18 protein-coding genes are annotated in these 24839 nt (G+C 67.7%); 4 read left to right on the top strand and 14 right to left on the bottom strand.

Translation table 11 applies throughout. From position 1 onward, the window contains the following. Positions 1–110: 110 nt before the first annotated feature. Complete coding sequence (locus ACOQPD_RS05900; RefSeq protein ID WP_420613977.1) at positions 111–896, bottom strand: enoyl-CoA hydratase-related protein; 786 nt, start codon at positions 894–896, stop codon at positions 111–113. A gap of 157 nt (positions 897–1053) precedes the next feature. Here ACOQPD_RS05900 and ACOQPD_RS05895 point away from each other — a divergent pair, with 157 nt between their 5' ends. Next, complete coding sequence (locus ACOQPD_RS05895; RefSeq protein WP_420613976.1) at positions 1054–1935, top strand: phytanoyl-CoA dioxygenase family protein; 882 nt, start codon at positions 1054–1056, stop codon at positions 1933–1935. Between the two features lie 19 nt (positions 1936–1954). Here ACOQPD_RS05895 and ACOQPD_RS05890 read toward each other — a convergent pair whose 3' ends face one another. Genes ACOQPD_RS05890 through ACOQPD_RS05875 form a run of 4 tightly spaced genes read right to left on the bottom strand, consistent with a single transcriptional unit; the run spans position 1955 to position 7620 of the window. Beyond that, positions 1955–4012: an acetate--CoA ligase family protein gene (locus ACOQPD_RS05890; protein WP_420613975.1), complete on the bottom strand. Its 2058-nt coding sequence runs from the start codon at positions 4010–4012 to the stop codon at positions 1955–1957. A gap of 6 nt (positions 4013–4018) precedes the next feature. Continuing rightward, positions 4019–5179, bottom strand: coding sequence for an acyl-CoA dehydrogenase family protein (locus ACOQPD_RS05885; RefSeq protein WP_420613974.1), 1161 nt, complete (start codon positions 5177–5179; stop codon positions 4019–4021). After that, on the bottom strand, positions 5179–6681 hold the full coding sequence (locus tag ACOQPD_RS05880; RefSeq protein WP_420613973.1) for an L-carnitine dehydrogenase: 1503 nt from the start codon (positions 6679–6681) through the stop codon (positions 5179–5181). The genes ACOQPD_RS05885 and ACOQPD_RS05880 overlap by 1 nt, the downstream gene beginning before the upstream one ends. A gap of 9 nt (positions 6682–6690) precedes the next feature. Beyond that, positions 6691–7620 (bottom strand): 3-keto-5-aminohexanoate cleavage protein, encoded by a 930-nt coding sequence (locus ACOQPD_RS05875; protein WP_420613972.1) that lies wholly within the window; start codon positions 7618–7620, stop codon positions 6691–6693. A gap of 251 nt (positions 7621–7871) precedes the next feature. Between ACOQPD_RS05875 and ACOQPD_RS05870 the strand changes: the two genes are divergently transcribed. Continuing rightward, positions 7872–8330, top strand: a complete 459-nt coding sequence (locus ACOQPD_RS05870) for a peroxiredoxin (RefSeq protein ID WP_420613971.1) — start codon at positions 7872–7874, stop codon at positions 8328–8330. A gap of 112 nt (positions 8331–8442) precedes the next feature. Here the strand turns inward: ACOQPD_RS05870 and ACOQPD_RS05865 are convergent, their stop codons facing one another. From ACOQPD_RS05865 to ACOQPD_RS05835, 7 genes are all read right to left on the bottom strand, one after another. Beyond that, complete coding sequence (locus ACOQPD_RS05865) at positions 8443–9063, bottom strand: hypothetical protein (protein WP_420613970.1); 621 nt, start codon at positions 9061–9063, stop codon at positions 8443–8445. Between the two features lie 4 nt (positions 9064–9067). Continuing rightward, complete coding sequence (locus tag ACOQPD_RS05860) at positions 9068–10291, bottom strand: multidrug effflux MFS transporter (RefSeq protein WP_420613969.1); 1224 nt, start codon at positions 10289–10291, stop codon at positions 9068–9070. A 97-nt stretch (positions 10292–10388) separates the two neighbouring features. Next, positions 10389–11951, bottom strand: a complete 1563-nt coding sequence (locus ACOQPD_RS05855; protein WP_420613968.1) for a trimethylamine methyltransferase family protein — start codon at positions 11949–11951, stop codon at positions 10389–10391. Position 11952: 1 nt separating this feature from the next. Beyond that, positions 11953–14370: an FAD-dependent oxidoreductase gene (locus ACOQPD_RS05850; protein ID WP_420613967.1), complete on the bottom strand. Its 2418-nt coding sequence runs from the start codon at positions 14368–14370 to the stop codon at positions 11953–11955. 265 nt (positions 14371–14635) lie between these two features. After that, positions 14636–17974, bottom strand: a complete 3339-nt coding sequence (locus tag ACOQPD_RS05845) for an error-prone DNA polymerase (protein ID WP_420613966.1) — start codon at positions 17972–17974, stop codon at positions 14636–14638. Further along, a complete protein-coding gene (locus ACOQPD_RS05840) occupies positions 17967–19433 on the bottom strand; it encodes a DNA polymerase Y family protein (RefSeq protein WP_420613965.1) in 1467 nt (488 codons plus the stop codon). The genes ACOQPD_RS05845 and ACOQPD_RS05840 overlap by 8 nt, the downstream gene beginning before the upstream one ends. Next, positions 19366–20010 (bottom strand): hypothetical protein, encoded by a 645-nt coding sequence (locus ACOQPD_RS05835; RefSeq protein ID WP_420613964.1) that lies wholly within the window; start codon positions 20008–20010, stop codon positions 19366–19368. The genes ACOQPD_RS05840 and ACOQPD_RS05835 overlap by 68 nt, the downstream gene beginning before the upstream one ends. Before the next feature lie 865 nt (positions 20011–20875). Here ACOQPD_RS05835 and ACOQPD_RS05830 point away from each other — a divergent pair. After that, positions 20876–21871, top strand: a complete 996-nt coding sequence (locus ACOQPD_RS05830; protein ID WP_420613963.1) for an LLM class flavin-dependent oxidoreductase — start codon at positions 20876–20878, stop codon at positions 21869–21871. Continuing rightward, a complete protein-coding gene (locus ACOQPD_RS05825) occupies positions 21868–22722 on the top strand; it encodes a VOC family protein (RefSeq protein WP_420613962.1) in 855 nt (284 codons plus the stop codon). The genes ACOQPD_RS05830 and ACOQPD_RS05825 overlap by 4 nt, the downstream gene beginning before the upstream one ends. Before the next feature lie 21 nt (positions 22723–22743). On the opposite strand, the gene ACOQPD_RS05820 is transcribed toward ACOQPD_RS05825, so the two are convergent. Together ACOQPD_RS05820 and ACOQPD_RS05815 are read right to left on the bottom strand one after the other, a co-directional pair. Continuing rightward, entirely contained in the window at positions 22744–24069 is a 1326-nt protein-coding gene (locus ACOQPD_RS05820; RefSeq protein WP_420613961.1) for an amidohydrolase family protein, read from the bottom strand. A gap of 32 nt (positions 24070–24101) precedes the next feature. After that, the gene (locus ACOQPD_RS05815; protein ID WP_420613960.1) at positions 24102–24839 is read right to left on the bottom strand and encodes an ABC transporter ATP-binding protein; all 738 of its coding nucleotides are present in this window, start codon (positions 24837–24839) and stop codon (positions 24102–24104) included.

Here is a 24839-nt window from a genome sequence, read left to right as displayed (position 1 = left end):
GGAACCTCCCGCACCCGCCTGCATTGTAGCAAAAGGGCAGGTCTATCCAGGCCGCGACCGGGTGGTGGCTACCGGTGTCCGCCGGATGACTCGGCGTGCTCCGGCGGCCATCACCGACCTTTCCAGACCGGGTCGCGCTTCTCCGCGAATGCCCGGATGCCCTCCCGGGCGTCCTCCGACTCCAACATCTTCCCGTAGGCGCCGACCGCCCCGGATCGCAGGGTGTGGAGCGCGCCGGCAACCGGTAGGTGCCCGGTCCGCCGGCCGATGTCGAGAATGGCGGCCACGGCCAGCGGGGCGTTGGCGGTGATGCGGGCGGCCAGGTCGCGCGTCGCGTCCATGAGCTCCGTTCCGGGCACCACCTTGTTGACCAGGCCGAACCGATGGGCCTCCTCCGCGGTCAACTGCCGCCCCGCCAGTAGCACTTCGTTGGCCAGCGGGGCGGGCAGCAATCTGGGCAGGCGGACGGATCCGACATCGGGAATCAAGCCGATCGAAGCCTCGGGCAGGAAGAAGGTGGCGTGTTCCGCGGCGACCACCAGATCCGCCGACATCACCAGTTCGAAGCCGCCTCCGACCGCCATTCCGTTGACGGCGGCGATGACGGGCTTGTCGAGGCCGGGAAGCTCCGGAAACCCGCCGAACCCGCCCGTGCCGAAATCGCTGTCGTAGGCCTCGCCCTCGGCCCCGGCGGCCAGATCCCAGCCGGCGGAGAAGAACCGCTCGCCGGCGCCCGTGAAGATGGCCACCCGGAGGTCGGGATCGTCCCGGAAGGAGGCAAAGACAGTGCCCAGCTCCCGGCTGGTCACCGCGTCGATGGCGTTGGCCTTGGGCCGGTCGAGGACGACCTCGAGTGTCGATTCCCGCCGGATGGCCCGGATGGCTTCTTTCGTCATGATCGGAGTGTATTGTCCCCGCAATCGCCACGCTCGACGGCCGTCACTTCCGAGCCACCGACCGGGAGATTAAGGACTGTTTCCGCAGGAGGTAATCCTGCGCCAGCCCCATTACCTATACTCGTATTCGTGCGAGCAGCCTCCCGGGGATTCTGATATGACGCCGGAACAGATTCTGGCCGAGCCGCCGCGAGTGCTGACCCAGGAACAGCGGGAATCGTACTTCGAGCGGGGGTATGTCGGCGCCGAATCGCTGATTTCCCAAGACTGGATCGACCGGCTCAACGAGGTTACGGCCTTCTTCGTGGAGCGGAGCCGAACGGTCAGCAAGTCGGGCGAGGATTATGACGTGGCCGATGATCACGGCCGGGACTCGCCGAAGATCCGGCGTATCAAGATGCCCGATCGCCTGCATGAGACGTACTGGGAGTTCGCCACCGGGCTCATCGCCGATGTCGCCGCCGACCTGGTCGGACCGGACGTGGTGTTCCACCATTCCAAGCTCAACTTCAAGTGGGATGCAGGCTCGGATGATGTCAAGTGGCATCAGGACATACAGTTCTATCCGCACACCAACTACAGCCCGCTGACGATCGGTACGTACCTGGCCGACACCGGTATGGACGATGGGCCCCTTATGGCGCTACCGGGCAGCCACGACGGTCCCCTGTTCGACCAGTACGACGAAAAGGGAGGCTGGGTCGGGTGCCTGTCCGCCGAAGACGCCGCGACCCTCGATGTCGGAAGCGTCGAATACCTCACCGGACCGGCCGGCTCGATCACGGCCCACAACTGCCGTACGGTTCACGGCTCGCCGCCCACCGCCAGACCGAGCGGCCGACCCCTGCTTCTCAACGCCTATGCCTCCGCCGATGCGTTCCCCTACACGGCCCATCCGCAGCCGACCCGCAACACCGGCAAGGTGATACGCGGGAAGCCGGCGCGGTGGGCCCACCACGATCCCCGGCCGTGCCTCATCCCGCCGGACTGGTCGGGCGGGTACGAGTCCATCTTCGCCGCCCAGGACGAGGAAGGCTGAGCCGGAGCGATCCGGCCCCTTACGGGTTCGGCCCTGCGCCGCGGGTGACGGAGATCAGGGCGTCGGCCGCCCAGGCGCCGTCTCCGGTGAGGATCAGCGGGTTGACCTCCACCTCGACGATGTCGGGGCGGGTGGCTACCAGGGTGGTGACCCGGTCGATGACCCGGTAGATCGGTTCGGGGTCGATGACGGAGCCGCCTGCCCGGTGCTCCAGCCGGCGTCCGATACGGAGGCGGCCCAGCGCCCGCCGCAACTCGGCGCGGGTGACGGGCGCCAGCAGGGTGGTGGTATCGGCCAACCACTCCACCAGGGTCCCTCCGGTTCCCAGCGTCACCGCCACGCCGATCGGGGGCCGGCGGCTCACCGACACCAGCAGCTCGGCAACCGTTCCCGTCACCTGTTCCTCGATCAGCACCGGCCGGCCACCCTCTCCGAGCCTCCGGACGGCTCTCCCGAGTTCGCCGGCGTTCCCGATCCCGGTGACGACCCCACCGGATAGGGACTTGTGGGCCGGGCCCACCGCCTTGGCCACCAGCGGGAACCCGACGCTATCCGGGAGTCCCGCAGGCCCGACTTCCGGGTGCCCTTCGACGACCGCGCCCCTCGGTACCCGGATGCCGTCGCTGGCGAGGATCGCTTTCGCGGTGGGCTCGTCCAGGCTGTGGACGGGACCTGCAGGCGCTCCCGCCTGCAGGTGGAGGCGTGGGCGCCGGCTCTCCATCCATCGCCCGTACGAGGCTGCCGCCGCGAGGCCTCCAAGGGCTTCGTCGATCGAATGGGCTATGCCGAGGCCCTGTTCGGTTACGAACGCACTGATCCTCCCGGGCAAGCTCTCCGGTAGCCCGCTCACCACCACGCCGGCCCGGCCCGCTCGGTCGGAAGCGGTGGCGAAGGCCCGCAGGGTGGGCCACCAATCCGTGTCGTCGTTGCCATCCGATGGCCAATCGATCACCAGCATGGCGGCGTCGAACGGTCCCGCCACGACCTCGGTGAAGCATCGCTCCAGGGCCGGCTCGTCACCCCAGATGAAAGTGTGGTAGTCGAGCGGGTTGGTGATGGTCACGAGTGGGGGCAAGGTGGCCGCGATCCGGTCCCGGTGCTCCGGGCCGAAGGCGGGGAACGTCACCGGATAATGGACCGACCGGTCGGCCACCAGGGCCGCCTCGCCTCCGGAGCAGGAGAGGGAGACCAGCCGGTTCCCCGGGATCGGTCCGATCGTGTCCAGCAATCCCAGCGTGGTCATGAAGTCCGGTACGGACTCCGCCGTAGCCACTCCGTAGCGTTCGAACAGGGCATCGTAGGCGGCGGCCGGGGCGGCCAGCGCCGCGGTGTGCGACGAGGTGATGCGCTCCGCTTTCTTCGACCTTCCGGTCTTGAGCACCACCACCGGTGTACGGGTGTCGCGGCAGGCGAGCGCCGCCCGACCGAACGCGACCGGATCGACGATTGACTCGGCGTGGATGCCGACCGCGGTCACCTCGGGGAGGGCCGCGAAATGCGCCAAACAGTCCTCGGTGGTCACCGATGCCTGGTTGCCCAGCGAGATCACGTAGCTGAAGTCGATCCCTCGCCGGTTCATGGTGAGGTTGAGGGAGATGTTCCCCGATTGGCTGATCAGGGCCGGCCCGCTCCGCACGCGCCGGCAGCCCTGGACATCGGGCCAGAGGGCGGCGCCCACCACCGCGTTGATGGTCCCGTAGCAGTTGGGTCCGATCAGCGGCATCCGGTGCCCGCAGACCAGCCGTTCCTGGAGCTCGGCGCCCTTCTCGCCGGCCTCGGCGAATCCCGAGGCGTAGAGCACCGCCCCGCCGCAACCCATCTCCGCCAGCTGCCGGACCACCTCGATCGTGAGCCGGCGGTTCACGGCCACGAAGGCGGCGTCCGGCACTCCCGGCAGGTCGTCGAGCGACGGATGGACCCGTCGTCCGGCCATGTGCGATCGGGTGGGGTGGACCGGCCAGATCTCGCCATCGAAACCGAGCCGATCCGACTGGCGGATGGCTCGCTCGGCCGGGTCGCCCCCGACCACGGCCACCGTCCGGGGACGCAGGAGGCGGCCCAGGTCCCGAACCGGCACGTCGGGCTACCCGCCGAGGGGTCGGAGCATGGCCCGGGAGATGATGTGGCGCTGGATCTCGGAGGTGCCGTCCCAGATGCGGTCCACCCGGGTGTCCCGCCACAGTCGTTCCAGCGGCAGCTCGTCCATCAGACCCATGCCTCCGAAGATCTGGATGGCCTCGTCCGTGACGAACTGGCACATCTCGCTGGCATGCAGCTTGGCCATGGCCGCGTCCGTATCCGTCATGCGACCCTGCCCGTCCTTCCAGGCCGCTCGGAGGGTGAGTAGCTCGGCGGCCTCGTAGCGGGTCCGCATGTCGGCCAGCTTGAACGACACCCCTTGGAACTTGCCGATCTGGCGGCCGAACTGGGTGCGCTCGGCGGCCCATCTGGTGGCCAGGTCGATGGCGCGCCGGGCCCTTCCCAGGCAGACCGCCGCGACCTGGAGGCGGGTCGATCCCAGCCACTCGTTGGCTACCAGGAAGCCCTGGTGCTCCTCACCGAGGATGGCGGATGTGGGCACGCGGCAGTCGTCGAACTGGAGGACGAAGTTGTGGTAACCGCGGTTGGAGACCGCCCGGTATCCGGGCCGGACCTCGAATCCGGGAGTTCCCATGTCGACCAGGAAGGCGGTGATCAGCTTCCTGGGGCCTCGAGGGCCGGGTTCCTCCCCGGTGGCGGCGAACAGGATGACGTAGTCGGCTAGATCGGCATGGCTGATGAAGTGCTTGGTGCCGTTGATGAGATAGCTGTCGCCGTCCTGTACTGCCGCGCAACGCATGCCTCTCAGATCGGAGCCGGCGTCGGGCTCGCTCATCGCCAGGCATTCCACCCGGTCTCCCCGAACCGTAGGGAGGAGGTACCGGTCGATCTGCTCACCCCGGCAGGCCTGCAGGATGTTGGAAGGCCGAGCCACGATGTACTGGAGGGCGTAGGAGGCGGCCCCGAGTTCCCGCTCGACCAGCGCCAGCGTGAGCGGGTCCAGTCCCGCCCCTCCGTACTCGTCCGGCATGTTGGCGGCGTAGATGCCGGCCGCGATGGCACGCGACCTGATCCGGTCGACCAGTTCCGGGCGGACCCGGCCGGCGCGCTCCACCTCCTCCTCGTAGGGGAATAGTTCTTTCTCGGTGAAGTCGCGGGCGACCTCGATTATGAGACGCTGCTCGGCGGTTAGGTCGAAGTCCATCAGCTTGTTTCCCTGGTCCTCATCACCCGGCCCATGTACCCGGGCTTGTCCAGGCCGGCGTGGGCTTGGCGGATGGCTCCCAGCGCCCGGGCGGGTCGCCCGTAGATCGGGGCGGGGCGGCCCGCCACGGTGTCCATGTGCAACAGCATCTGCTCCGTCGTGGCCACCAGGTCTCCGGTCCTCTCGTCATACATCTCGTGATAGATGTGGAGTCGCTTGGTGTCAACGCCGACGACCAGGGTCGTGAATCGTAGGGAGTCGTCGCCCGCCACCTCCCTCAGGTAGTTGACATGGGTCTCCACGGTGTAGAAGGAGTGGCCCGCGGCCCGGTAGCCCTCATCGTCGCCGATGTACCGGAACAGCGCATCGGTCGCCCAGCCGAAGGCTGTGAGGTAGGCGGCTTCGGTCATGTGCCGGTTGTAGTCCACCCAGTCGGGTTCCACGTCGCAACGGTACAGTTCCAGCGGCGCCGCGACCTCGGCGCCCTCCGACCAGGTCCGGGACGACTCGCCGTAGCGACGAGCCTCCCGCCTGGCCAGGATCTCGCCGGCGCCCAGCCCCACCGAACGCAGCGCTCGCATGGCGGCGATGAGGTAGTCGTCTCGCAACTGCTCCAGTTCTTCGACGCTTCTCCCTGCGGCTTGCCGGCGGGTTCCGTCGACCATGGAATCGATGAGATGGGCGGTGAGCTCGGGCGCTTCCAGCTTGCTCCAGGGGAGAGCTAGGGCAGGGCCGAACTGTTCCAGCATGTGCCGCATTCCCTCGCTCCCTCCGGCGAGGTGGAAGGTGAGGTTGGTGCCCATGCCGGCCCAGCGCAGGCCGGGTCCGTAGATGATGGCGTCGTCGAGTTCCGCGGTGGTGGCGGTGCCCTCGTTGACGAGGTGGAGTGTCTCCCGCCAGAGGGCCTCCTGGAGGCGGTCGGACAGGTAGCCGGGGACTTCATGGCGGACGATGAGGGGATACATGTCCAGGAAGTCGTATACCGCGGCCGCCCGTTCCACAACGCCGGCGGAGGTTTGGGCGCCCCCCACCACCTCGCAGAGCGGGAGCAGGTAGACGGGGTTGAAGGGATGGCCGACCACCACCCGGTCGGGGTGGGCGCAGTCGGAGGCGATCCGGGTGGGGAGCAGCCCGGAGGAACTGGAGGCGATGATCGTGTCGGTCGGGGCGGCCGCGTCCAGGCGGGCAAGGAGCTTGCATTTGAGATCCTCGTCCTCGGGCGCCGACTCCTGGATGAAGTCGGCGGCGCTGCACACCTCCTCCGGAGTGCCGGCGAACCGGATCCGGTCGGGCTCGGCGCCCGGGTACAGGCCCAGCCTCCGCACCGAGGGCCAGGCCCGGTTGATGGCCTGCCGCAGCCGGTCCTCGGTGCCGGGCGCCGGGTCCCAGGCCACCACGTCGATTCCCCGGCTCAGGGCCCTGACGGCCCAGCCGGAGCCGATCACGCCGGTACCGACAATCCCGAAGGTCTTCGGCGGGAAAGCCCCCTCGACCGGCGCCATGATCCTGCGCTAGAAAGCGACCTGACCGAGCCCCTTGAGGGCCAGGCGCTCGCGGGTCTCGGCCGGATCGGCGGGCTCGCGGGACAGTTCGCGCAGGATCCGTACGATCTTGGCGACCTGCTCGGCGTTGGACTCGGCCAGCTTGCCCTTGCGGAGGTAGATGCCGTCCTCGAGGCCCACCCGCACGTTCCCGCCCAGCGTGGCGCCGGCGGTGACGATATCGAACTGGAACCGGCCTCCGCCCAGGATCGACCACTCGAGGTCGTGTCCGAACAGCCGGTTGGCCACCGTCTTCATGGCCACCACGTTCTCGATGTCCGGCCCGATGCCCCCGAACGTGCCCATCACGAACTGCACGAAGATCGGAGGCTCGATCAGGCCCCGGTCCGCGAAATAGGCCAGGGTGTAGAGGTGGCCGATGTCGTATGCCTCGAACTCGAAGCGGCATCCGGTCTTCTCGGCCAGCACCGTGAGCATGTACTCGATGTCGCCGAACGTGTTGACGAACGGCTCCCACTTGGTGCTCTCGAGAAAGGGCTCCTCCCAGTCGTACTTCCACCGGCCCTCGTAGCGAGGAATCATCTGGAAGAGCCCGTAGTTCATGGTGCCCAGGTTGCAGGTGGCGAGTTCCGGCTTGAGGACCTCGATCACCCGCAGGCGCTCCTCGATGGTCTGGCCGGTGGCGCCCCCGGTGGTGATCGAGATCACGGCGTTGCTCTCCGCCTTGATCCCGGAGCAGTACTCCCTGAACACTCCCGGGTCGGAGATAGGTCGTCCATCGTTCGGATCCCGGGCATGGAGGTGGATGACGGCGGCGCCCTCCCCGGCGGCATCGACCGACTGGCGGACATGGTCCTCCACGGTCACCGGAATGTCGCTGTTCATGGTGGGCGTGTGGGAGGAGCCCGTCACCGCACACGTGACTATCACACCACTCATGCCGGCACTCCTTCTCTCGCCGATCTACCCAAGTCCGGCCGGTAGGCCGGCTATCCCCGGACCCAGCAGGGTAGGCCGTTTAGCGGCAGGCTGTTCCGGATGATACGACCCGGCCCGGACCTATGGCGCGGGGCCGATGACCTGACCGGCTTGCCGGGCCGTTCGGTGATCCACAAGACGCCGGAAGGGCTTGGTCGGATGCGGCAACCGGAAGGCCATAATGGTTCCCGGCAGCGGCCCGAGGGAGGACAGTGGTGAAGGTAGGAGATAGGGTGCCTGACTTCGAGGCGCTGGACCAGCATGGCAACACGCTGGCCTTGCGGGACCTGCTCGACTCGGGTCCCGTGGTGGTGTATTTCTACTCGAAGGCGATGACCCCGGGTTGAACGCGCCAGAGCTGTTATTTCCGCGACCTGTCGGAAGAGTTCGCCGAACTCGGCGCCAGCATCGTGGGAATCAGCGCCGATCAGGTTGATCGGCAACTCGAGTTCGATGACGCCAATTCCCTGGGTTTCGCACTGCTCTCCGACCCGAGCCGTGCCATCGCCCGCAGCTTCGGTGTGTCACGGGGGCGTTTCCTCCCGGACAAGCGGCGCACGTTCGTGATCGACCGCGACGGTACGGTGCTGCGGACCGTGCGCTCCGAGCTGAACATGCGCCTCCACTCCGAACGCGCCCTCGAGGCGCTCCAGCAGGCGATCAGCCCCTGACCGGAGCCGGCAACCCGACGAAGTCTCGGAGTGGTGGCGGTCGTCGGGTTCTAGACGGTCACGAAGTCGTCAGTGGCAGCTTGGAACCGTCCAGTGCCTCAAGGCCTTCCGGTCAGGTGTCTGGGGTCGCCTCGGGGCCGAGGTCGTCCGGGCAGGGCGCGCAGAGACCCAGCTGGGGAGCCTCGACCGTGGAGTCCGGTAAGACGACCTCCAGGCTGATGCACTCCGGGTCTGCCACCCACACGTAGCCGGTGAAGAGCAGCCACTCCGTCTCGGAGTCGCAAGGCCCGAATGCGGTTCGAAGCGAGGGACCGGAACGGCTGTAATCGAGGGCGACCCGATCATGGAGATCATCGGGAACCCGAAGCTCGAACGTGGTGCCACGCCGGACGAGCAGTGGCGTCTTGGCCGCCAGGCGGAGCGTAGGGTCGTCATAGAGGCCGTGCGCACTCAATTGAGCCACATACCCGGCCGTCTTGGCGGTGCGTAGAGCGATTACCCCGCCGACGATGTCGAATTCAGGATCAACGGTATTCAGGTCCGGTCCCGGAGGAGAGAATTCGGTGATCGTGTCGTCGCACGGAACCTCGATCCGATCGGCAACGGCCGCCCGCGTGGACGGCGGTAGCGAGGATTGCTGTGCTGCCGGCGGTTCCCGGACCCCGCACCCGGCCAGCAGCAATGCCGCGCCCAAGGCCGGCAGCAATCTGCGAATGCGATCGCTGGGAGTCATCGGGTTACATCGGCCGGCCGGTCTTCGACGGGCGGGCGAGGGCGGCGGCGATAAGGGCGATCGCCGAGGAGGCCAGCACGACCAGCCCGAAGGCCTTGGGAGTGCCGTCGTTGAACAGCCCCACCATGGCGCTCCCGGCGGCGCCCATGGTGAAGCGAGTGAGGGTGGAAAACGCTGACGCGCTACCCGCCAGGTCGGGCGGAAACTCGTCCAGGACCCCGGCCTGGGTGCCCGGCGTCACCAGGTGGACCATTGACAGCACGATCACCGACACCGACACCACCCCGGCCAGGGCCCACAGGTCGGTCCAGGTCACCCACCAGAGCAGCACCGAGAGCGCCGCCATGCAGACGGCGCCGACCAGGACGATTCGCCGGTAACCGACCATCATCACGTACCTGATGTTGATCATCTGGGAGATCCAGGCGCCCACGATGCCGATGCCGAACAGCACGCCGAACCACTGCTCCTCCAAGCCGTAGTAGTCGATGAATATGAACGGGGCGGCGGCCAGGTAGGCGAACAGAACGCCCGCCGCGGCGCCGCCGGCGATCGCATAGAAGACCGCGACTCGCGACCGGGTGATCGACACGTAACCGCGCAGGACGTTGGCCAGGTCGAGCGGGCGGCGGTGCTCGGGTGCCAGGGTCTCGGGCAGCCGTCGCCAGGCGGCGATGAAGACCAGGCCGCCGATGATGCCCAGCACCACGAAGATGGCCCGCCACCCCCACGCCAGAAGGAGCATCGCGCCCAGGAAAGGTGCGATGATCGGCGCGCCGAGGATGATCATGGTCAGTATGGACATGGCCCGCGCCAGGGCGTCGCCCGAGAGAAGGTCGCGGAACATGCTGCGAGCGAGCGCTATCGCCGTTCCGCCACAGGCCGCCTGAGCCAGCCGCAGGCCGATCAGCATCTCGATCGAGCCGGCCGTCGCGATGGACAGGCTCACCAGCGAGTAGAAGACCAGGGAACCGAGGATCAGCCTGCGCCGGCCTATCGCGTCCGAGATCGGGCCGAAGACGACCGGCCCCAGCACGAGCCCGAGCAGGAACGCGGTGACCGACATCTGCGTCATCCCGTCGGACGCGCCCAGCGACGAGGCGATCTCGGGTAGCGCCGGGAGATACGTATCTATGGAGATCGGACCCAGGGAGGCGACCAGACCCAGGATCAGGTAGAGACCCGGGCTCAGATCGGACTTCCGCGGCCTGGCGCCGCCATGGCTCATGGATTACTCGTCATGGCCTGTGTGGGGCCATGATTCACGGGTCATGTCCTGTCTCTCCAACAGAGGGGTGGTGCCGGATGTTCCCGGCCGGGAGGGACTACCAGCGGGTGCCTTGGCCGGTTACCTCTTCGACGGGGAGGGCGATCGGCAGGCGAGAGCGGATCCGCTCATCCTGGGCCCGGGAGATGTGCCCGGGGAAGTGGGTGCGCATGACTTCCCTGACGTGCTCGTGGGCCCGTTCCGCCGCGTTCTTGGCGCCGAGCTCCCGCCAGTCGTCTGGGCTGTTGCGGTCGCCGATCACGGGGTACACGTACTCGCGTTGCATCAGGTGGAGGGTCTGATCGCTCCCCAGGAAGTGTCCCGGTCCGGAGATGGTCTCGCGGATCACGTCGAGGGACAGGGTGGAATCGTCGATGTCGACGCCCCGGATCGTGCGGTTGGCGGCCCCCAACATGTCGTTGTCGATCACCAGGGCTTCGAGGGAGAAGGCGAGCAGGGATCCCAGCATCCCCGCAGACTCGTAGACCAGGTTGGCCCCGGCCTGTCCGGCCAGGACGGTGGTTATGCCCTTCTCATACCCCGCTTGGTTGTCCGGTAGCTTGGAATCGGCCATGCCCGCCGCCACCCCGGACGGCAGGCCGAGCCAGTTGGCCATCTGCGCCGCGGCGGCGTTCAGCACCGCCTCCTCGCCTGACCCGCCACTCATGGCGCCGGTTCGCAGGTCCGACACGAACGGCCACAGCCCCATCACGCAGGGATGGCCGGGAGAGATCAGGTTCACGCTGGTCAGCCCGGCCAGGCACTCGGCCAGTGCCTGGACCAGCGAACCGCCGAGAGCGGCCGGCGAGGTAGCTCCGGCCTGGCCGGCCGAGAGCAGGTTGATCGGCATTCCAGTCTCGATCTGGGCGACCATGGCCTCGGTCGACTCGTAGGCGAAGCGCAGCGGTGGCACCACGAAGGTGTTGTTGGCGCAGACGAAGGGACGCCGCCGGAACTCTCCCTCCCCGCCCAGCACGTGGTCGTACATCTCCACCACCTCGTAGACGTGCTCCGGGCGGAAGAAGGAGGTGCCCTGCGGTTTGTCGGTTCCCATCATGGTGGCGTAGGCGGTGTTGATATCGACCTCCCGGGAGGTCTCCAGGTCCCGGGTCACCATGGTGCGTAGGAAGAAGTGGATGTGCTCGAGCGTGTTGTTGAGGCGGGAGGCGTCGTAGAGGTCGGCGGTGGTGCTGGGACGGAAGGTCCGGTCGTGGTAGTCGAGCATGAGCACGGCAGCGCCGGCGGTCCCGTAGTGGACCTTGTTGCCCGAAAGCTCGATGCTCTTGTCCTCGTCGATCCCGTGCCACACCCACTCCTTGGCGGCGACCTCCTCGACGATCCGCTTCACCAACGAGCGGGGGTAGTGCAGCCGGTTGTCCTCATCCAGGTGGCCGCCTGCGCCGGTGACGGCCTCGATGAACTCGGGTATCGGATCGCCCATGCCCACCTCTTCGACCAACTCGAGGGCGGCTTCGTATACCCGCTCCATGTCGGACTCGGTCAGCGGCCGGTAGGCGCCGCCGCTCTGGCCGGGCCGTACCGCCCGTTCTTCCTCGGTGGGGCCGGCCCGGCGCGCCGCCACCCGGGCGGCCCGTCCTCCTGCGCGCCTGCGACGGGCCACTTCAGGCTCGCAACCGCTCGCTGCGGGGATCCCACACCGCTTCGGCCAGCACCGTGGCGGTCCGGCGGCGGTTCATGACCCCCACCTCGAAGGTCGATCCGGGGGCTTCGAACTCGGGCGCCACGTAGGCGAAGAGGATGCTGCGGCCGACCGAGTGGGCCCAGGCCCCGCTGGTGGTGATCCCCATGATGCGGTCGCCGTCGTAGGTCGGCTCGTTGCCCAGGCAGTCGGCGTCGCCGTCGTCCAGTTCCGCGTACACGAGGACCATGCTGAGCGGCTCGGCCTGGTCGCGCCTGGCGACGGTGGCGTCCTTGCCCTGGAAGTCCTTGCCGTAGTCGACGAAGCGACCGAGACGGGCCTCGACCGGGGTGATCTCGGTGGTCAGCTCCGAGCCGTGCGCCTTGTAGGCCTTCTCGAGCCGCATGACGTTCATCGCTCGGCTGCCGAAATCGACGATCCCGTGCGACACGCCGGCTTCGTGGATGGCCTCGTACGCCTCCACCATGCGGTTCAGGGGCATATGCAGCTCCCAGCCCAGCTCTCCTACGTAGGACACGCGCAGGGCGACGCAGGGGGCGCCGGCCACCTCGATCTCCTGGCCCGTGAGCCAGGGAAAGCTCCGGTTGGAGATGTCGGCGCCGGTCAGGCCGGCCAGGACCTCCCGGGAACGGGGTCCGGTCACCGCCAGGATGCCGGTCCGGTCGGTGACGTCGGTCACCGTCACCTGCTCGCCGTCCCGGATGTGGGAGGTGAGCCAGTCGAAGTCGTGCCACTGGGCCGTGATTGCCGAGTTGAGATAGAAGCGCTCCGGCCCCAGGCGCGTGATGGTCATCTCCGACTCTATGCCTCCCAGCGTGGTCAGCATGTGGACCAGCCTGATCCCGCCGTCCCGGGCGGGCAGCCGGTTGGCCGACAGGCGGTCCAGCAGGGCCGCCGCGTCCGGTCCGGTCACCTCGAACTTGGCGAAGGCGGTGAGGTCCGCGATCCCGACCCCGCCCCGGATGGCCCTCACCTCGGCGCCCACCTCGTCATGGGCGGAGGAGCGGCGGAACGAGTACACCTCCGGGTCGGGGGAGAAGTACATGGCCCGCTCCCAACCCCACACCTCCTGCCACCGGGCGCCCTTGGCGTCCAGGATGTCGTAGAGAGGGGTCTTCTTCATCGGGCGCCCTGCGTCCCGGTACTCGTTGGGCATCCGCACCTGGTACATCTCGTGGAACTCGTCGATCGAGCGTTCATGGGTGTAGCGGCCGGGGGCGTACGGGCCGAAGCGGCGGGGATCCATGTTGGCCACGTTGATCTCGGTCTGGCCGTGGACCATCCACTGGGCCAGGTACTTGCCGGCCCCGGGACCCTGCGTGATACCGATCGAGGCGCCCGCGCAGTACCAGTAGTTGGGCAGTCCGGGCGCCGGTCCCATCAGGTAGCCGGCGTCGGGAGTGTGCGTGATCGGTCCCGATACGACCTGTTTGATGCCTGCGCCGGCGAAGCAGGGGAGTCGCTGGGCGGCGAGATCCAGCCACGGGAGCAACCGGTCCAGCTCCACCGGGGTGAGATGGAAGGTCAGATTCCAGTCGATCCCCCCGACCCCGTACTCCTTTGCTTCGGCCCGCTCGTAGGGTCCGATGATGAGCCCGTCGTGTTCCTGGCGGTAGTAGCAGGAAGCCCGGGGATCGCGCACCACCGGGTGCTCGGTCTCCAGGGCGGCCACCTCTTCGATCCGCTCGGTGACCAGGTACTGGTGGATCACCGACTCGATGGGCACCTCGAGACCCACCATCTCTCCGAGTTGTGGGGTGTAGGAGCCGGCCGCGTTGACCACATGCTCGGCCACGATCCGGCCCTTCTCGGTGATGACCTCCCAGCGCCCGTCGGGTAGCAGGCTCATGTCGGTCACGCGGTTCTTGCGGCTGATTTCAGCGCCCAGTTGACGAGCTCCGAGCGCCATGGTGTTGGTGGCGGCGGAGGGATCGGTCCAGCCGTCGCCGGGTGTCCATAAACCCAGCTTGATGTCCGGCTCGACGTCCAGAAGGGGCGCCACCTCGGTGATCTCCGACGGCCCGAGGAGGTGGCACTCGACCCCGATCGACTGGAGCATGCCCTTGACGTAGTAGAACCAGTCGACCTCGTTGTCGTACCGGGCCAACCGCACCGCTCCGCACCCGTGCCAGCCCGAATGCATGCCGGTTTCCTCTTCGATCACCTTGTAGAGGTCGGCGGTGTCCCGGTGGACCTTGGCGACGTTGAGGTCGCCGATGAAGTGGGGGATCAGCCCGGCCGCGTGCCAGGTGGACCCGGAGGTGAGTTCGTCCTTCTCGATCAGGATCGTGTCGGTCCAGCCTTCGTGGGCAAGGAAGTAGAGGAGGCCGACGCCCATGGCGCCGCCGCCGACGATCGCTACCCGGACCTCATCTCGCATGCTCGCTCTCCGGCGAATCGGCGTGTATGGGATTCCGTACCCACACCGCATGTTTTGCGGACTCTACGGTAATCGCTAAACCGACCAGGATAGTTCCACGTGAGATCCTCGTAGCTCCGACCTGTGAACGCGCGTACACGGAAATGCCCGTCGGTGCGGAAGGGTACGTTCGGGGCCGCTGGTGAGTCCTCCTTCGGAACCGGCTCGGAGCGAGGGCCTGAATCCTGATGGTGGAGGATGACGGCGCCGCCCGCCCCTTCGGGCCTTACCGGAAGTTGCGGCTACGGAGAGGGTCGGTTTCTATCGGGACGAAGTCACGGGCCACCAGGTTGGTCACCCCGTCCCGGTATTCAAGGCGGCCCTCGATGATCAGACCAGGGTGCCGGCGGGCGGTCTTGTGGTGCCTGTTCCAGATCTCCGGCAGCACTATCACGTTGATCAGGCCGGTCTCGTCCTCCAGATTGAAGAATATGACGCCCCTGGAGGTAGACGGACGCTGCCGGTGGGTGACCACTCCTCCCACCTTGATCCGGGTGCGGTTCCGCCGCATGCCCAGCGCCGCGGATATCGAAACGCATCCGGCCCGATCCAAGGCCGGGCGGGCGAAGTGCATGGGATGGCGGACCGACACCCCGGTTGCCCACAGCGAAGCCTGGTGAGTCTCCTGGTCGCTCATCGGCGCCAGCGGGGGTGGGTCCAGGCCGGCCGCCAGCGGCAACTGTTCGGGTCCGGTACCGGCCAGGGCGCCTGCCATCCACAGACCTTGACGGGGGGAAACCTCGAACGATCCGAAGGCTCCGGCGACGGCCAGACCCTCCATGGCGTCCACCGGCAAGCCGGTGCGGTGGGCGAAGTCGGACAGGTCGGCGAATCCTCCCCCGACCTGGCGGGCCGCCAGGATCTTCCGAGCTTCGGCATCCCCCAGGTTTCGCACGAAGGCCAGGCCCAGCCGGGCCGCCACCGATGTCCGGATCGGGTCATCCACCGGGCCTCTTCCACGGCGCCAGGCCATGCCGTAGTGCTCCACGACGTCGTCCTCGTCACACGGATGGGGCTCGATGGTGCACTCCTCCAGCGAGAGGTTCACGTCCGGACCGAGGACGACCACCCCGTGGCGGAGGGCGTCCTGCACCAGGGTGTTGGGGGAGTAGAAACCCATCGGCTGGGCGTTGAGCAACCCGACCAGGAACTCGGCGGGGTAGTGGTAGCGCAACCAGGCCGACATGTAGACGATGTAAGCGAACGACACCGAGTGGCTTTCCGGGAAACCGAACGAGGCGAACCCCTGCAGCTTCTCCCAGATCTCCTCGGCGGCGGCGCCGGCCACACCCTTGGTCCGCATCCCCTCGAAAACCTCCTCCCGTAGCTTCTCCATCGCCTCGTCCGACCGCTTGTGGGTCATGGCGGCTCGGAGCCGGTCTGACTGTCCCCCGTCGAAACCGGCGCACACCCGGGCCAGTTCCATCAGCTGCTCCTGGAACACCGGCACTCCCAGGGTGCGTTTCAGGATCGGCTCGGCCAGCGGATGGGGGTACCGCACCGGCTCCTCCCCGTTCCGCCGGCGCAGGTAGGGATGGACGGAAGCGCCCTGGATGGGGCCGGGACGGATCAACGCCACCTCCACAGCCAGGTCGTAGAAGGTGGCGGGTTTCAATTTGGGAAGGGTCGCCATCTGCGCCCGTGACTCCACCTGGAAAAGCCCCACGGTGTCGGCGTTGGTGAGCATCTCGTAGATGGCCGGCTCCTGAGGGAGGTCGGCCAGGTCGATCCGCCGCCCATGGGCTTCCTCCACAGTGTCCACCACTATATGCAGAGCACTCAGCATGCCGAGTCCCAGCAGGTCGAACTTGACGATCCCCATGGCGGCGCAGTCGTCCTTGTCCCATTGCAGGACGGTACGGTCCTCCATGCGCCCCCATTCGATCGGAACCACCTTCCAAAGGGGCCGGTCAGCGATCACCATGCCGCCCGAATGGATGCTCATATGCCTGGGGAACCCGTCGAGGCGCCGGCAGATGTCATAGACCAGATCGGCGGTCAGCCCGGCCGGCAGGGGTTCTTCGAGGGGTAGCTCCGCCGGGGAGTGGGTGTCCACATACCTGGTCAAGCCGTCGGTCTGAGCCGAGGTGAAACCGAAGGTCTTGGCCACATCCCGCAGCACCGACCGGGCCCGGTAGGTGATCACGTTGGCGACCATGGCCGCCCGCTCCCGCCCGTACCGGCGGTAGCAGTACTGGATCACCTCCTCACGGCGTTCCGATTCGAGGTCCAGGTCGATGTCGGGAGGCCGGCCCCGCTCGTCGGACAGGAACCGTTCGAACGGCAGCCCCAGCCGGAGGGGGTCGACCCGGGTGAGGCCCAGGCATCGACACACCGCCGAATCGGCTCCGGAACCACGGATCTGGCACATGATGTCCTGGGATCGGGCGAAGTTGACGATGTCCCACACCACCAGGAAGTAGCCCGGGAAGCCCAGCCGCTCGATGACGTCCAGCTCGTGTTCCAGCCGATGGACTGCTTCCGGCTCGATCGCTCCGGTCCGTCCGGAGACGGGATAGGCCTTGCGAGCCCCTCGAAAAGTGAGACGGCGCAGGTAGTCCATCTCGGTGGCGAAGCCGTCCGGGATCGGGAAGTCGGGTAATCGGGGGGCCACCAGCTGCAGGTCGAAAGCAAGCTCCCGTCCCAGGTGGGCGGCCCGTTCCACCGCTCCTGGATAGGTCCGGAAGCGGGCGGCCATCTCGGCCGGGGATTTCAGGTAGCGCTCGTCGGTGTCGGGCCGGAAGCCGTTGTGCTCGGTGAGCGGCCGCCGCCCTCCGATCGCTGCGAGGACGTCAGATAGGTCGGCGTCCCGGCGGTCGGCGTAATGGACGTTATTGGTGGCCACCACCGGCAGGTTCAACCTGGCGGCCACTTCCCACAGCAGGTCATTGCGCCGGTCGTCCTGCGGCATCCGGTGATTCCAGATCTCGATGTGGAAGCGCTGCCCGAACACTTCCCGCAAGCGGGAAGCCTCTCTCAGAGCCGCTTCACGATCCCCTTGCCGGGCAGCGCGAGGGACCGCTCCCTGCCAGCAACCGCTCAGCGCTACCAGGTCTCCTCGGCCGGCTGCCTCGGCCAGGTCATTCCACCGGTAGAGAGGGCGGCCCTTGGCGCCCCGCAACTGCGCTCTGGAGACCAGGTTGGCAAGCCGGGCGTATCCTTCGGGCGACGAGGCCAGCACCACCAGGTGCTCGGGCTCGAACCCGGCGCTTGTCCGGGTGCGGTACCTCCGCCCGAACCGCTCCCGTCCCTGCTCTCCGGTCTCCCAGCGGAGGGCATCATGCCGGCCGGCTCTATCGAAGGGCGAGACAGGCTCCACATCGCCGTCAGGTACGTAGTCCGGGGGGCATAGCGAAAGCTCCACTCCGTATACGGCCGGGAGGCCGACCTGCCGGGCCGCCTGCCAGAACCGCACCAACCCGTAGAAACCGTCGTGATCGGTGACGGCCAGCGCCTCGTAGCCAAGTTCGGCGGCCCGCTCTACCAAGGCCGCGGGATGTGAAGCACCGTCCAGGAACGAGAAGTTGGAATGGGCATGCATCTCGGCGTAGCGGTGCTCAGTCATAGACGCCCACCACGAAAGTCCGGCCGCCGGTCGTCCGGCATAGCATCGCGCCGGCCGAGGTGACGATCTGGTACAGGGCACTCGGTTTCTCCTCGGCCCACCACCTGCCCTGTCTGCGCCACGGACCTGCCCAGGACAGCACCGGCTCCCATCGGGTGGAGAGGCGCACCCGGGTGGGGACCTCGGCATCCCATTCCACCTCCAGACGCCGGGGACGGGATGGAACCAGGCTGGGGGAGGGCGCCGGAACCCTTCCGGGCCATGGTGAGGCGAGAGAACGGGCCGGCTCGGCAAAATCCTCGCCCCATCGAGCCCACTGCACCCGCTCCGCCGGGTCCCTTCCCCCCTGGGGTCGGGCCCGGAGAACCGAGTCGGGCCCCAGGATGGTCCGGGTCCGCTCCAGGGCTCGTTCGGTTTCGATCCGGACTTCCCGTTGCTCGAACAGCCCCGGCTGGTATCCCTCGTCGGACAGGGCGGTGGGTGACAGCCTCAGACGGACCAGCCCATCCGTAATCCCTCCGGTCTCGGTCCAGGCCCGGAGTTGCCACCACACCCGTTCCGCCAGTGCCCGGGTATCGAATGGTTCTGCCCTGCGCCACACCCGTGACCGGACTACCCCGTCGGCGGCCTCGGCCTCCACCTCCACCTGGTAGGGGGCGACCCGATGCCGATCCAGCAAGGCCATGAGGCTCCCGGCCAGGCGGCGGGCCATGAATCCCGCCTGCTCGATCAGCAGCAGAGGTTCTTCGAAGATGGTCTCTACGGTCAGATCGTCAGGGATCCGGCGCGGCAGGACCCTCCGATCCTCGCCGCCGGCCAGACGATGCGCCTCCAAGCCTCGGGTACCGAACCGGGAGGCCACCGCATGGCGGGGCAGGGCCGCCAGTTCACCCAGGGTGGTCACCCCCAGCCAGCGAAACGTAGCGACCAGTTCTTCGGTCTCCAGAGCGGAGATGTCCAGGCCGGACAGGAAGGCCTTTTCATCCTTCACGATCAGCGTCGGGCGGCCCGAGCGGGCCGCCCAGTAGGCGGCGAACGGGCCATTCGCCACTCCTAGATGCGCTCCGGGCGCTAGGCGCTCCAACGTTGCGGCTACCCGGTCCACCAGAGCGCGCTCGCCGCCGTAATAACGGACCGCCCCGTCGGTGGGAACGAACACCCAGCCCGGCTCGACCACCTCCACCCGGGGTATCAGATCCTCGATAGCGTTGAGTATCGGCTCGAAACGGATGGTTTCGGCGGCGGGGTCGCGCTCCAGGACCAGGGCCGAGGGGCAGAGGGCCTCGGCCGATCGGCGGGTCATGCCGGCCTCGACTCCCGCTTCCATCGCCCGATCATTGGCCGCAACCACCAGGGGACGGCCGTCCCGGTTCCCCACAACGAAGGCCGCCCTATCCGGCGGAGCGTCCGACCTGCGAAGTAACCAATCGGGAAACCACACGCACAGGACGCGCGCCATCGTCCTCCATCTCCACTACTTGATACCGGCCCGCAGCCCCCTTGCCGGACAGTTCGACCATCAGGGTGCGCCTGCCCAGACTGCCGTGTCCCTCCCGGCCGCCCTCCCACTCGACTCGGACCGACCGCAGCCGTAGAAAAGCCATTCCGGAGGGGACCCTGCCCGCCAGGGGACGCAGGATCACGGTGGCGTTACGGGCCCGGGCCTTGGCGACGAGGCGCCGCAGTAGGGCTTCCCCGACGCCTCGGGGGACCTCGGCGTAGATCGCTTTCACCCCGTCGAGCAGGACGGCCAGCACCCTGGGCCATTGGCTGGCGTCGCCGCACCGCACCACAGTCAGATGGTCGGGATCGATGCCGACCTCCCATGCCGCCAGCGGGCATAGCCATCCCCGGACGTCCACTACCACCCGGCAGGACGCCGGGATCGCCGACAGCATGGAAAGGCCGATCCGGGTCAGTCCCGATCCTGTGGAGCCTTCCAGACCGATCACCCGTCCCGGATACACCGGCAGGCTGGTGGCATCCGCAGGCGCCGGCGACCCATCGGGCGCTGCCGTCAAGATGGTTGCGGCCATGTTCCCCGCTTCCTGACTCCCGGCCCTTTCTCGCGTTCTCCGTCCGGGAAAGGGCGGTTGACTATACCCGAACATATGTTCGCTAACAATCTAGAAACGGAGAGTGACAGCAGGTCGGGACATCGGGTGACGAGCAAGCCTTGCTGGTGCCCTGATTCGGTAGCTCGCTATCCACACCCGAGACGACGAGAACGCGAAAATCGCCGGACCACGCCCCGTCCCAGCGGGCCCATCCCCCAGCCACCACCTCCTTCGGTCCGAACGCGTCCCGCTATCCCCATAACGGGTCCGCTCCCGATTTGATCCCGGTGCCGGTTCCCTCGACGTCGAACTAGATCGTGGTCTGTCTGCGTTGCGGCGGCGTGCTCTGGACCGCCATCGACGCCTCTGGCTGCGTCCTGCCTCCTCAACGTACCCTGCGGGTAGGCCTTCGTCAGCAGTCCTTGCCACAGACGCCGCTGGCGGCGCCATATCCCACATCCACCCCACAGACCGACCACGGGACCGGCGGTGTTTGTGACCGCCCGGCATTATGCGAAGGGTCTGTGACAAGTTCAACCCCCTTGTTCGGGTACAGAGCACGCCGCCGCCCACGACGGTCAGTGGCGAACATGAGGCAGAGGGCGTCACCAGCGGTGCCCTGTTCCTCAGGTTCGTGGCGCCGCTGGTGGTGCGGTGTTCCTCAGGTTCGTGGCGGGTCACAGGTCACAGGACGCGGCGAGCCAAAGACACGGGACACCAGGAGGGCGCCGAAAGGCGAGGATGGTCGGCCCGCGCTGTCTCGACCGGGGTTTCGTTGCCGGCAATCGGGCCAATTGGACATTTTCTGTACCCTCCAGCTTGCCTGGCTGGAGAGGAGGGCCGGATGACCCGGGTCAAGTACGGCCTCACGCTGTCGAACCGAAGCGTGCTGCTTGGGATGTCCACCGTCTCCGAGATGCTCGACCTGGCTACGGAGGCGGATCGCTCCGGGAGGTGGGATTCGGTCTGGCTCGGGGACTCGATATTCGCCAAGCCCCGCCTCGACGCCCTTGTGGCGCTCGGAGCGCTGGCGGCTCGAACCGACCGGGTCCGCCTCGGGGTCGGTTGCATGGCCAGCATGCCTCTCCGGGACGCGCTGCTGCTCGCCTACCAATGGTTGAGCTTCGACTGCATATCGGGGGGCCGGTCTATCTTCGTGGCGTGCCAGGGCCAGCGGGAGGCGGGCGGCGGCCTGTTCGAGGAGGAATTCGCGGCCTTCGGAATCGATCCGGCCACCCGGAGCCGGCGGATGGAGGAGGCGATCGAGATCCTTCGCCTCGTGTCCACCACCGAGAAGGCCTCCTACGAGGGAACCTACAACCGGTTCGAGGACGTGACAGTGCTGCCCCGGCCCGTCCGCCTGCCACTGCCGATCTGGGTGACCGCCAACCCCAACCCCGCCCTCCCGAAGCTGGCGGAGCGCGCCCTCCGGCGGGTGGCCCGGCTGGGCGACGGTTGGATGACCACCGCCAACACCCCGAGCAGCTTCTCCGCCAACCTCGATGCCATCCGCCGGTACGCGGACGAGGAGGGACGGCCTCTGGACAGCCGGTTCGAGGCGTGCCTGTACTACAACATCCATGTCACCGACGACCGGGACCGGGGCATGGACGAGGTTGCCACCTACCTCAAGGACTACTACGGCGTCGAATACGACCGCGCCTTCCTGGACAGGTGGGTGGCGGTGGGTGACACCTCGCGGTGTGCGGACCTGATCCGGGAGTTCGTGGACGCGGGGGCGACGACCGTTACCCTCAGGCTGGTGGGGTACGACGAGGCAACCCAGTTCCGGCGGGTCACGGACGAGATCCTGCCCGCACTGGCGGGGAGCGAATCATGATCGAGCGCTTCGACCACGCTGTGATCGGGGTCCCGGATCTCGCGGAGGCGATGGATGCCTTCCGCAGGCTGGGATTCGAGGTGGCGGTCGGCGGGAGACACCCGTCGCTCGGCACCCGCAACGCCATTGTTCGGTTCGGCCTCGACTACCTGGAGATTCTGGCTGTCGAGCATCCGGACACGGCCCGTGCCAGGGGTGCTTTCGGGGCGGACCTGGTGTCCTTCCTGGAGCAGGACTCGGGATTGGCGGGGTTCGTCCTGGCCGGGACCGGGCTCGAGAAAGAGGCCTCCGGGCTGCGCGGGCTCGGTATGGAGGTGGAGGGTCCGTTCGAGATGGACCGCATCCATGCCCGCGGCGGCCGGCTGAAGTGGCACCTGTTGGTGCCGGGGTCCTCCCCATGGCGCAAGCCCTGGCCGTACCTGATCGACTGGATCACCGCGGAGAACGAGTTGCTGGCCTGGGATCCTCCGGGCGGGCATGCATGCGGGGTCGAATCGGTGGCGGCGATCGATCTCGCGGTAGAAGATATCGACGATGGCATAGCCGTCTACGAGCGGGCCTTCGGCATGCGGCCTCGGGACGGCCGTCCGTTACCCGGCGCTGCGAGCCGTCACTACAGGCTGCCTGGGTTCCGGCTGGGCGTCCACCAGCCGGCAGGCTCCGGCGCCGTCGCATCCGAACTAGAGCGCCGGGGACCTGGCCCGTTCCGGCTGGTCCTGACCTCGGGCGACCTTGCCGGGACCGCCCGGACGCTGGCCCGCAACCGGGTGCCCTACCAGGAGTCGGGCGGAGGCATCGATATCGGCCCGGAGGCGGCCGCGGGCGCCCGGCTGAGAATCACACCTTCCTGATCGGGTTTCGCCGAGCCTGACTCAGGCGGCGACCAACCGCCCGCCCTTGTAGACAGCGGCGATCCGCCGCGTGTTGCGGATGTCTTCCAGGGGATCGGCTTCGAGCACCACCAGGTCGGCCAGCTTCCGCTTCTCCACGCTGCCGAGTTCGTCGCCCTGCCCGAGCAGCTCCGCGGCCCGGCTGGTGGCCGCCACGATGGCTTCTGTCGGGGTGAACCCGCAGCCGTTCACCAGCAGGCGCAGCTCCTCGTGCATGCTGTGGCCGGGCACCACGAACGGGTTGGTCAGGTCCGTCCCCGCCGTTACGTTCACGCCGCCCCGCTGGGCACGGCCGATGAACGCCATCTGGTTTCGCAACTCCACCGGGGCCGCCTCCCAGTCGGTCTTGCTGTAGTCGAACGGGTAGGCGTACTGGTTCCACTGCTCGGCGACCGCCTCCGGCATCTCGTCGAGCCCGGAGGGGCACGTGCCTGCCGGGGTATTCCCGGCGAGGATGCTCTGGGACAGCGTCAGGGTGGGCGTGATGAAGGTGCCCCGCTCGGCCATCAGAGCGATGAGACCGTCGGCTAGGTCCGACTCCGGGTCGATGTAACGCCACGGCTGGAAGCCGACCAGGGGATCGAGTATCCGGCCCGGCAACGCGGCCAGTTCCTCCTGGTGCTCCTCGGGCACCAACTCCCGGCCCACGCGCACGTGCTCGAGGGCGTCGACTCCCACTTTCACCGCTTCCTCGACGGTGATCATGTGCCCCACATGGGCGGCAACCCGGGCGCCCCGGCGGTGAGCCTCGGAGACGACAGCCCGCAAGACGGGGAGCCGGGCCCACACGTACACCTTGATGAAGTCCATCCCGGCCTCCACCAGCCGGGCGGTCTCGGCGCGGGCGGAAGCTTCGTCGTCGATGATCGCCAGCCAGCGCCAAGGTGCGGGAGGATCGGCGGGTCCGTCCAGGATCGTGCCGGCGCCGAAGAAGCGCGGCCAGCCGCCCCGGCCCTGTTTGAAGGTCTGGAACACCTCATCCGGGTTGAAGTTGCCCGTGTCCCGGACGGTGGTCACCCCGTGGCGGAGCAGGGTGGTCATGAACTGGTCGGCGAGGGAGGCCGGGTCATCCACCTGCAGGAAGGAGTTGTCGGCCAGCACCCCCACGTGGACGTGGCAGTCGATCAGGCCGGGCATCACCGTCGAGCCGGATACGTCCACCACCTCGGCTCCGGAGGGAACCTCCATGTCGCCCCGACGGAACACGGCATCGATCCGCTCCCCGTCGATGAGCACCACCGCATCGTCGATCGGCGGCCTTCCGGTGCCGTCGATCACCCTTCCACCTACCAGCGCAGTGGCAGCCATCTCCCCGCCCTTCTCGTGTCCGGTCCCGACCTCTAGCGTACTCCCAGAAAGGCCCTCCGTACCTCCGGATCGGCCAGCAGTTCGCTCGCCGGACCCTCGTAGCGGTTGCGGCCCATCTCGAGCACGTAGCCGCGGTGGCTGGTCTCGAGTCCCTGGCGGGCGTTCTGCTCGATCATCAGCACCGTCAGGCCGATCTCCTGGTTCAGCTGCCGGATGGCCTCGAACACCTGGCGGGTGACGATCGGCGCCAGGCCCGCCGAGGGCTCGTCCATCAGGACGATACGAGGCTCGTGCAGCAGGGAGCGTCCGATCTCGAGCATGCGCTGCTCCCCACCGGACATCGTCCCGGCGGCCTGCCGGGAGCGCTGGGCGAGCCGGGGGAACAGGCCGTAGACGTAGTCGATCCGGGCGCGGACCCTGGCCTTGTCGCGTTCCAGGAACATGCCCAGCTCGAGGTTCTCGTAAACCGTCATCTGCGGGAAGACGCTTCGCAGTTGGGGGACCATGGCCATCCGGGCAGTACGCAACGCATCCTGGGGGGCGATGCCGGTTATGTCCGCGCCGTCGCACAGCACCTGACCGGAGCGCACCTCGGCGAGGCCGTAGATCGCTCTGAAGACGGTGGACTTGCCCGCGCCGTTGGGTCCGATGACACAGACGATCTCCCCCTCGGCCACTTCTAGATCGACGTGGTGGACGACGTTGTGGCCCGCGTAGTAACCGGCGCTCATGTCCCGGACTTCGAGTAGCAGTCGCCCCGCGCCGGCCAT

It is taken from the genome of Candidatus Spongiisocius sp. (assembly GCF_965221825.1).
GTDB lineage: Bacteria > Actinomycetota > Acidimicrobiia > Spongiisociales > Spongiisociaceae > Spongiisocius.
The sequence above is the reverse complement of the archived record's forward strand: the minus strand, read 5'-3'. Positions and strand labels throughout refer to the sequence as shown.